4 protein-coding genes and 1 pseudogene are annotated in these 9,950 nt (G+C 66.4%); 1 reads left to right on the top strand and 4 read right to left on the bottom strand.

Annotation, left to right across the window (positions count from 1 at the left end; translation table 11 throughout):
* Positions 1-420: 420 nt before the first annotated feature.
* The 4 genes from ACZ51D_RS43225 to ACZ51D_RS43210 all read right to left on the bottom strand — a co-directional run bounded on the left by ACZ51D_RS43225 (position 421) and on the right by ACZ51D_RS43210 (position 8,437).
* Positions 421-648: a hypothetical protein gene (locus ACZ51D_RS43225; protein ID WP_465665792.1), complete on the bottom strand. Its 228-nt coding sequence runs from the start codon at positions 646-648 to the stop codon at positions 421-423.
* Positions 645-941 carry a colicin D domain-containing protein gene (locus tag ACZ51D_RS43220; RefSeq protein ID WP_465665790.1) on the bottom strand — a complete coding sequence of 99 codons (297 nt, stop codon included), beginning with the start codon at positions 939-941 and terminating at the stop codon, positions 645-647. The genes ACZ51D_RS43225 and ACZ51D_RS43220 overlap by 4 nt, the downstream gene beginning before the upstream one ends.
* Positions 942-1,096: 155 nt before the next feature.
* Entirely contained in the window at positions 1,097-1,327 is a 231-nt protein-coding gene (locus tag ACZ51D_RS43215) for a hypothetical protein (protein ID WP_465665789.1), read from the bottom strand.
* A gap of 15 nt (positions 1,328-1,342) precedes the next feature.
* Positions 1,343-8,437: a polymorphic toxin-type HINT domain-containing protein gene (locus ACZ51D_RS43210; RefSeq protein WP_465665787.1), complete on the bottom strand. Its 7,095-nt coding sequence runs from the start codon at positions 8,435-8,437 to the stop codon at positions 1,343-1,345.
* A gap of 413 nt (positions 8,438-8,850) precedes the next feature.
* Between ACZ51D_RS43210 and ACZ51D_RS43205 the strand changes: the two are divergent.
* Positions 8,851-9,950 (top strand): annotated as a pseudogene (locus ACZ51D_RS43205) (hypothetical protein); the annotation flags it as partial.

Genomic DNA, 9,950 nt, shown 5'->3' with positions numbered 1-9,950 from the left:
ACAGGCCACGGATACGGCCCGGACTACGTCTTCGACCTCAGTCGAACCTCCTTCGACGTCTTCACTCAACACAAGCGACCTCATGTCGCAACGGATGGTTCCAATACCCAACGTCACCATTACATGTCCGACTCCGCCTTCAGCGCCAAGCCATCGACACCCTGAGCAAGCCCTCCGCGACCCTGCCCAGCCCGCCACCCGACCCAACGACGGCGACGAGCCGCCGCTTTGTGCAGCACCCGTCCGCTGACGTTGCCGTCAACTACTGCCGTCAAGGCGGCCAGAGGCCCCGCCGGATTTCGCTCCGACGGGGCCTCTGAAATGCACGGCGGAATCCACCGAGATTAACCCAAGAACCTCAAGAGCCTTGGTGCTCTAGCAGCAAATTCATCCGCCGAGAGAGCTCCATGTCGGCTGATTTCAATTGAGATCACTCAGCTCACCAAGGCCAGGATCCCCCTCGCCCTCATAGTAGTCAGCAGCCAGGCAGAAAAGTTCGGTCGCCATTTGGTAATGGGCTTCCGAAGGAAACGGCTCGGCGTAGTGCTTGTACAGCGGGAGGCACACCTGAACAAACTCCTGCGGAGACAATCTTCCCTCCGCGACCGCGCTCGCCAACACCGCGAACGGCTCCAACCTGGCAGTCACAGCTTCCCCTGTGTCGTTAGGTACAAGAATTGATCTGCCTTTGGGGCCGATTTCCAGCCGCCCAAGTACTCGCCCGTCTCGGGATTGACCGACACGTGGAGCCCGCTATTGAGGTCCACGTAGTGCAAGGCGGGATCTCCTCGAAACGTCCCACGAATCTGAACATTTCCAGGATTCTTCACGAAATCTCTAGCCGCATCCACGAACGCTTGCTTACTCGCCTTACTCTCCTGGGCCGTGATCCCAAAATCATCAGCATACTTGAAATGGTGAGGCACTCTGTTCGAATCCATCCAAATCGACCCGCAGCCAGGTCCGCTGTTATGAACCAGGACTGGTGTCGAGCCGGCGAGTACATAGCACGTGTGGAGGGATGGGCCATCGGAAAACACTGGTGGCCCTACCCGGGATAAATCCGGACAGGACCACCAAGGCTCCCCTTTAGGGCTTACCCACGCGGGTCGATGACCCCGTCGTCGCGAAGGCCTTTCTTGACCGCCGCCAACCAGTCAACCCACCTGGCGGGGTCGGATTCCATGTACTGCAAGAGCAGGACAAGCCCCACATCAGGGTTCTTTTCCAGGTCAATATACTGCTCCACCATGCGGAAGGCCGCAAAGTAGGCCTGCTCCAGAGTCAGACTATCCGGGAGCTGCTCGTCGCCAATTCTGTCATTCATGCAGTCCATCATCCCCTATCGGGGCGTCAGATTGACGCCGCCATTCGTAATAGTAGTTCCATTCATGACTTCGGCCCATGCCTGCGTGCCGTTCGGTAGTGTCAGGAAGTACCTATCGAGCGTGCCCCCACCCTTCAATGGAACGGTAGTTCGGAGATTATTCGGATTGATAGCACTTTGGATTATCGCGCGATTCTCAGGCGTATCATCTACCAGATGGCCGGGGTGGCCAGATCGAAAAATGTGCGAAGTGTCGCTTCGAAAGACTGGCCCACACTTATCATCCGAGTTGTGCACGAGTACAGACGTGGCGCCAGCCAGCACATAGTACGTGTGGAATTCGCCGACTGTCAGGTTGTAGGTGACGATGGGCTTCGCGTAGTTGCGGTGCACCGTAATCGCCACCTCGGTGCCATCCGGCTGGCGAAGTGCGTCTCCGATTTGCAGGTCTGCCGCGTCGACCCACTTGTTCGCGGTTGCGTCCCAGTAGGGGTGGTGCTGGGTCGAGGTGAGTGTCTCGTCACCGTTCGCCGTGTGAACCGTCAGGTCGGTGAAGTCGATGTCGGTGAGGGTCTTGATGACATCAGTGACCTTCTGAGCATGGGTCTCGTCTGTTGACGGGTCGGTGGCTTGTACGGTGTCACCGACTTGGACCTCTCCGATCGGCTTCGTGCTGCCGTCGGCGAGGAGCACGCCTGTTCCTGCAGGGAAGCTGTCGGTCTCGCAGACTCGTGCGATGGCTGCAATCAGATCCTTCATGCTCGACTTTTCGCCTGAGGCCGCGACCGCTCCGAAGTCCCGCGCTGCCGGGCCGAGGTCAAACGTGGAGATTGCCGCACCGAGGGTGTCGCAAGCTTCCGGGTTCGAGCCGTTCGCTCCGCCGCCCTTGGCGCACCTGTACCAAGGGATCACGACCGTCATGTCGGACAGCATCTTGTCCATGGCCTTGGTATGGGCTTTTTCCTGATCCCGTTGCTGCTGGCTTGTGCAGCGTTTCCCGAGCCGCGACGTGTCGTAACAGGTCTTCTTCGTGTAGCTCTGGTAGTAGTCCTTGACCATCTTTTCGACGCGGGCGGTCTTCTGTTCCACGATGGTGTGGTCGGGGTTCTGGTTGATCGTGCTGTGGCCGCACTCGCTGGTGACGCAGTCGCCGACCATGGTGGCTTCGGCTGAGCAGTCACTACCGCAGGCGTTGCCGTGTTCGTTGCAGCCTTCGTGGCCGTTGCGGCAGGTGTAGAGGCCGCTTGGGTCGCTGGAGTTGACGGGGTCGTTGTTGCTGTAGGCGTAGGCGTTCCACTGCTGTGGGTTATCCGGGCCGATGAGGGGGTCGGGGTTGAGGAAGCGGCCGGTGGTGGGTTGGTATTCGCGGGCGCCGAGGTTGGTGAGGCCGGTGGCGTCGTCCTTGGTGCCGCCGATGAAGCCGTGGTCGCCGACCCAGGTGGTGGGCTGGGTGCCGCGGGGGTTGCCGAACGGGTCGGAGGGGCGGCGGGTTTCGGTGAGGGTGGCGCCGTCCAGGGCCAGGGTGCCGGTCCCATGGGGGTCGGCGATCTGGTAAGTGGAGTTGCCTCCCTGCCGAACCAGGGTGATGCCGCCGGGGATCTGGTAGTAGCGGATGCCGGTGACAGCGTTGGCGTTGGAGTCGTAGACCAGTTCGTCGCCGCTGAGGTTGATCGTGGTCTTGCCGGGGTCGCGGCGGATGAGCTGGTTGCCGGTGGGGTCGTAGAGGTAGGTGGTCGGTCCAGCGGTGCCGGTCTTGGCGTAGGAGGCGAGCTTGTCCTCGCCGTTCCACGTCAGGGTGGCGGTGCCGGAGGTGTCGGTGACGGCGGTGGTGTTGCCGGCCGCGTCGTACTGGGTGGTGCTGCCGGTGGTGCCGGCCGCTGCCGTGGTGGTGGAGCCGGTCAGGGCGTGCGGGCCGCCGGTTCCGCCACCGGAGTTGGGCGCGCTGGTCGGGGTGTTGACAGTGCCGGTGGCCGGGAAGGCCTGGTTGGTCGTGATGTCCTTGGTGGTGTCACCGAAGGGGTCGTGCTGGACGAGCTGGGTGCGGTTACCGGTGAGGTCGTAGCCGTAGCTCTGCCAGTACGCGGCAGGTCCCCCGACGGTGGTCTTCAACGGAACCTGGGCGCCGCTGGTGGGCGTGGAGTTGGCGCAGGAGCCGACGCCGCCCACCGTGGGCTGCGGAGCCTGGGTGAGCGTTCCGGTGTCGCTCCAGGCGTTGGTGAGCCGGCCGAGGTAGTCGTAGCCAAAGCACTGGAGATCGGTGGACGACGGGATGTTGTCCGGGATGTTCCGTACGGCTGTGATCTGCCCGGCCGCGTTGTAGGCGTAGGTGAGCTGCTGGACGGCGCCGGTGGCGGCGGTCTGCTTGTCGACGAACTGCTGCAGCGATCGGCCGGTGGAGGTGTCGTAGGTGTTGGTGACGACGATCTGGGAGCCCCACGGGTTCACGGTGGAGCGGATGTTGCGTCCGAAGGCGTCCCAGTCCGAGGACAGGTCGTAGGTGGCTCCGCCGTAGGCACCGTAGGTGATGAGCGGGCCGTTGTTGTCGTACGAGTAGTGGATCGCCTCTTCTGCGATGTCGCCGACGGCCGAACGGTCGTCGTCGGTCAGCGCGCCGGTGACCGGGTCGTACATCGCCTGGTAGGTGTAGGTGAACGGGGTGGTTCCCTGCCCGATTTCGGTGCCGGGGATGGTGGTGGTGATGTTGGTCGGGTGGTAGGCGGTGTCGTAGGCGAGCACCGCCGTGGTGTAGGCGCTGCCGGAGGCGCCGCCGACATAGCGGGTCGACGTAGCGGGCTGGCCCGGGAGGACCGTGTCGTAAGTGAAGCCGGTAAGCTGGTTGGCCGGTGCGACCGAGCCGGCGTACGAGCCTGTGGTGCGTCCTAGCAGGTCGTAGGCGTAGGCGATGGTCTGCCCACGCGCATCCGTGGTCGAGCCGAGCCGACCGTCGGCGTCGTAAGTCTTGGTGCTGGTACCGGTATCCGGGTCGGTGGCGGTGACCTCGCGTCCGCGCAGGTCGTAGCCGCGGGTCCAGATGTTGCCCGACGCGTCCTTGTGCGTGGCGAGATGGTCGTCGGCCGTGTAGTTGTAGGAGGTGATGTCCGCGTCGGCCGGGTTGCCGGTCGCGGTGGCGGTCTTGTACTGCCACAGCTGCGCGGTGTGACCACGGGCGTCGGTGACGGTGGACGTGGGCGTAGCGCCGGCAGGCGGCGTGATGTCGGTCCGGTCAATGCCGGGGTAGGCGGTCGTATTGGTGGTCTGGGCGACACCGTAAGCGACGAACTGCTGTGTGACGGGGCGGCCGAGACCGTCGTAGGCGTTGTAGGTCTGAGCCGGGACCTCCTTCGTCGTGGTCACGTACGGCGTGGGGCTGGGCGTGGCCTTGTCGTTGTACCAGGGGCTGTTGGCCCGGGTGACCCGGCCCTGGGAGTCGTAGACCGTGTCGGTGATCAGCCGTCCGTCCTTGTAGGCGGACAGGGCCGGGGTGGACTGGGTCTGCACGACCCGGCCTGCGCCGTCCATGATCTGGATACTGACGGCGTACTTCCCGTCGGCCAGTAGCTTGGAGCTGGTCACGGTCGGCGGCACGGCTGCGCCGTTGACGACGCCCGGGGTTGAGTAGGCGAACGTGGCGTTGGCGCTGGCCGTGGTGTCCTGTCCCGGCAGCCATACGCTGGTGATCCGGCCGAGCGCGTCGTAGGACCGGCTGGTGCTACGGCCGTTGGGGTCGGTGATCTTGATCGGAAGAGAGCGTGCCGGGTCCATCGTGGTCGTAGCGACCCGCCCGGATGCGGCGTCTGCGGCTCCGGCCGGGGCCGGGGCGGTGACGGTGAGGCTGTTCGGGAGCTCGCCGGCGGTCGACGCGGTATAGGTCGTTGTCGTGGTGGCGCCGCCCGGGTGGGCGCTGTCTGTTGCGTTCGGGTCGCTCGTTCCGACGAGCCGCCCGTAACCGTCGTACGCATTGTTCACCGCGGTGAACTGCGGGGCTCCGCTGGCGTCGTAGTGGTCGAGTGTCAGGCTGCTCGTCACGTCGTGCGCGCTGCCGAGCTGGCCAACGGGCTGGCCGTCGTACACCGACCGAACCCAGGAAACGGTGTTGGCAGCGGTCGGCGTGACGGTGCAGGCGTTCGCGCCGGAGACCGCGATCACCTCGGACGGCAGCGCCAGGACCTGCGGGTTCGAGCCCGCCGCGTAGTTGGTGCGGGTGCAGATGTCCGGCAGGCCGTCGGCAGTGTCAATCGAGGTGAGGAGGCGGTTGCCGTTGGCCTTGTCGGTTGCGGTGGTCTTCGCCGACGTCCGCCACGTGCCGTCCGCCTTCAGCGACCGTGATGTGGTGGTTGCGCTGGTGGTGGCGTAGCGGGCGGTGAGGGCGGGCAGGTTGGCGCCCTGGCTGTGTGTGGCGGTGGTGACCGTGCCGCTGGCGGTGCTGACGGTGTAGCCGGCGATGCTGCCGCCCGTCTGGGTGTAGGTGTCGGACTCCAGGACCTGGCCGGAGAGCCAGTCGGAGTCGGTGACCGTGGGGGTGCCGGTGACCTGGCCGCTCATCGGGCCGGCGATCTGGACGCTGCGTCCAGTGCGGTTGGCGAGGACGTCGCCGTCCATGCCCTGGTAGTACGTCGTCGAGCTCTGTGACTGAGGGCCGTCATTGCCGCTTCCGGAGACGGCGGTGACGCTCGCGTAGCCGCGGAACTGGTCCCAGGTGCGGTTCTTGTCCTGGGTCGTCGGCGAGTCGTTGCGGTGCCAGGCGGCCTTGCCGTAGGTGTAGTTGGTCACCATCGGGATCGAGCCGGGGGTTGCCGGGTTCGTGGTGACGCTGGCGACGGGGTACTTCAGGAACCAGTCGTCCACGGGCGCCGCGCCGATGATCGAACCGGGCGGGTTCCACTTGACGTTGTAGCAGGAGCGGGTGTCGCTGTCGGCGGAGGCCGGCATGACGTTGTTCACGCGGGAGCAGTCGGCGGGGGCGTAGTTGACGCCGATGGTGCTGCCGGTCTCGGTGGTGATCAGCTGGATGCGCGGCCGGTTGTAGGCCGGTGGCGCGGGCACCAGGTTGGTGCCGTCCACACGGTTGGGCAGCAGCTGGGAGGTGAAGGACACCGGCGGCAGCGTGATGGAGCCGCCGTTCGCCTGGGAGTCCTGTCCGGTGCGCTGCACCGAGGCGAGCCAGGGGACCTGGGTGTTCTCGGTGGCGTTCTGCACGTTGATGAACGTGTGGTTGAGCGTGTAGGAGTCCACCGTCTGGTAGGTGCCGTTGACCCGGATCTGGGTGGCGATGGACGCAAGCCACTTGGTGGTCCAGAAGGTCGGCCCGTAGACCGTGCACGCGCCGGTTCCGTCGCACTGCTGGTCCAGCGGGACGTCTGGCCAGTTCGCGGCGTTGGCCGCGGTGCGCTGGGACGGGTCGCAGGCCGCAGTGGAGCTCACGCACCGCTCGGAGGCGTTGAAGACGATCTTCGCGGCGGGATTGTAGGCGCCGTTGTTGTTCAGCTGGTCCGAGAGGAGCTGGCCGTAGCCGATCGAGGAGAGCGTGCCCGCGCGGGTGTAGGCGGTGCTGGTGCCGCTGCCGTTGTTCTGGGCACCACCACGGGCGTAGTAGTTCGTCTCGGGGGCGTACGTGTAGGTGGTGAGGTTGCCGTGCGGGTCCACGACGAAGTCGAGGTTCCAGCGCCACGCGCTCTGGCACCACGAGCCCTTGCCCTTGGCCGGGTCGTAGCACGGGTCCCCGCTGTTGGGCGAGTAGACCGGGAGGGTCCACGCCGAGCCGCTGTCCGCACCGAGAGCGGTCGGGTTGCCGTTCGCGTCCGGCACGTGGTTCAGGCCGAAGTAGTAGACGGTGCCGCTGGTGTCGGTGACCTTGAGGTAGGAGCCGTTCCAGGTGCCGTTGGTCGCGCCGGTCAGGAACTGGATCTTGGTGCCGTCGTCGTCCTTCAGCCGCCAGGTGCAGGCCGCCTGCTCCATCGCCGCCGGCGCGCCGGACTGGCAGGAGGAGTCGTCCGGAACCAGTTGCCCGGAATGGCCGGCCAGCGACAGCGTGAGGTTCGCGCCGCCCCAGCACTGGTCGCCCGAGCCGGTGATCCCGGCCAGCGAACAGGGCTTGAACGACCGCTCGACGAAGCCGGCACCGTAGTCCCAGCCGTCGCCGATCCAGGAGGTCTGCGAGTTCGTCGACGAGGTCCGCCCGTCCACGGAGGCGGAGTCGTAGGACAGCGCCACCTTCGGGGCCGAACCGGCCAGCGTCGGCGGCACCTGCACCGGGTACCCGTAGGTGAACGCGCCCGACGAGCCGCCGGCGGTCCAGGACTGGGAGGCCCCGAGCGGGGTCGCCGAGTAGGTTCCGGCCCCACTCGACGCCCCCGACACCACACCGACCGTGGTCGATGTAGTGGTGGAGTCCGCGTACACCGCCCGGGCCGTCCCAGCGGCGGTGTCGATCGCGGTCGTGGTGGCCGGGGCGGTGGCGTCCTTGGTGGTGCCCGTTCCGGTCAGAGGGACGTCGGCTACGAGCTTCTTCGTCGACGGGTCGTAGCGCGATTCGAGCGGCGTCTGCTTCTGGCAGTCCGGAGCCTGTGGCGTCGTGGTCGCGCAGCCCGGCAGGACCACCAAATGGGCCCGGGCAGCCCAGTTCGCCCCGAACGCGGCGTCCAGACTCGACGCGTCGACACCCAGGCGCACAGGGGCGTCATCGCCCGCGCCAGGGCGGGTAAGGGTCACCGCAATACCGGGGACTCCGGCGGATGCCGATGTCTTGGTGTCGGCGACTTGGACCTGGATCGTCTGGCCGGCTGCCGACGAGCCGGCCAGTGGCGCGATGGTGACCGGGAGACCGGCAGCCTTGGCTTCGGTGCCGGCCTGCGGCTTCTCGCCTTCGCCCAAGGTGCGGGCCTGGGGCGCGGACCCGAGGTTCACCGCAGCGTGCCCGCCCTGCATCACCTGCGAGTTCTTCGGCGGAGTCCAGGTCTGTGGCACCGGGTGTTCCGGCTTCGGGGCCGGCACCGGTGCGGCGTTGCTACCCGCGACCGAAGGCGTCTTCGGCAAGGCGGTGTTCGGCGGCGACCACTTGCGCGAGTAGTCCGGCCGGTCTGCCGCCGCTGCGATCGGCAGGGGCGCCAGCATCGACCCGAGGACAGCGGCCGTCGTGACGGCCGCCAACCGGGCTCGTAGTCTCACCCTCCTGCACCTTGTATTCCCAAAACCTGATGGGTGTTCAAATGACACGTTTTACATCCCCCAAAGCAGATTGGGCCCCCCGAATACGGGAGCCAAGCCCTGTATCCGAACCGCCGGATGCTAGCGGATGCCGATAACGGACAGTCAAGACCCAGTGACAGGTGAGGCTTCTCACGATGGCCTACGAACCGAACATTTCACGGCAAGCCGGACCTTCGTCGTCGAATTGCACTGGCCGATGTCCGACCCTCCCCATACGGTGCCCCTGACCTGTGCCATGCAGGTATTCCAGGTTTATTGGGGGGAAGATTCCCGTTTTGAACAGAATACGCCGCCACAACGGTGCACCGCTGAGGGCATTGACCGCGACAGCCGTTCTGACGCTCACAACCGGCCTTTCAGGCCTGGTTGCCCACGCCGCCGAGGCGCCGGCAGTACCGTCCCAGGCCACCATCGACGCCGCCACCGCGAAGCACCTGCAGGAACGCCCTCCGGCCAACGCGGCCGAGAAGGCCATCGCCGAGGCCAAGGCCACGCAGAAGAACGTCCCGATCGACTCGCTCACGACCGAGTTCAGTGAGACCGTGGCGACCCCCGAGGGCCGCCTCGCTCTCACCAGCCACCAGGAGCAGCAGCGCGTGCGCCGTGCCGGCGCCTGGCAGGGGCTGGACGCCACCCTTGCGGCGAATCAGGACGGCACGTTCTCTCCCAAGTCCGCGGCTGGGCAGCTGGTTCTGTCCAAGGGCGGAAGCGGGCCGCTCGCGACCATGACCAGTGCGGATGGCAAGAAGCTGGCCTTGTCCGCCCCGTTCGCGCTGACCGCGCCCGCAGTCAGTGGCGACAGCGTGATCTATCCGTCCGTTGGGCCCGACATCGACCTGAAGGTCACCGCCACCAAGCTTGGCGGTCTGACCACTGTCCTGGTCGTCAAGACCCAGGCCGCCGCAGCCAACCCGGTCCTGAAGAACCTGCATTTCGGCACCACCACCGACGGCGTCACGGTCAAGAGCGACGAGCACGGCAACATCACCGCCGCCGGCACCGACGGCAAGCCTCGCTGGATCGCCCGCACCCCGCAGATGTGGGACAGCACCACCGCACCCGCCGCGACCACGCCGACGCCCGCGGTGAAGACCGCCCCGGCGCTCACCGCGGCCGCCGCTGACGCTCCCGCCCCGACGGACCCGGGCAAGGCTCCGGCCACGGGTTCCGATGCCGGCCCCGGGGCGGGCTCCAATGTGGCCGCCATGCCGGTCACGGCGGGCACTTCCGGTATCGACCTGACGCCTGACCAGGACCTCTTGGCCCACGGCACAGCGCCCTACTACATCGACCCCGCCTTCCTGCCATGGGCGCAGTCCGGCAACTCCTGGACCTGGGTCCAGTCGGCCCACGACGGGTCGAACAACTGGCTGCGGCAGGGCAGTGCGGACGCCGACCATCCCGGTGTCGGTGTCTG

The sequence above is a fragment of the Kitasatospora sp. NPDC033851 genome (assembly GCF_055576085.1).
Note: the sequence above shows the minus strand (reverse complement) of the source record. Positions and strands in the feature narration are given on the sequence as shown.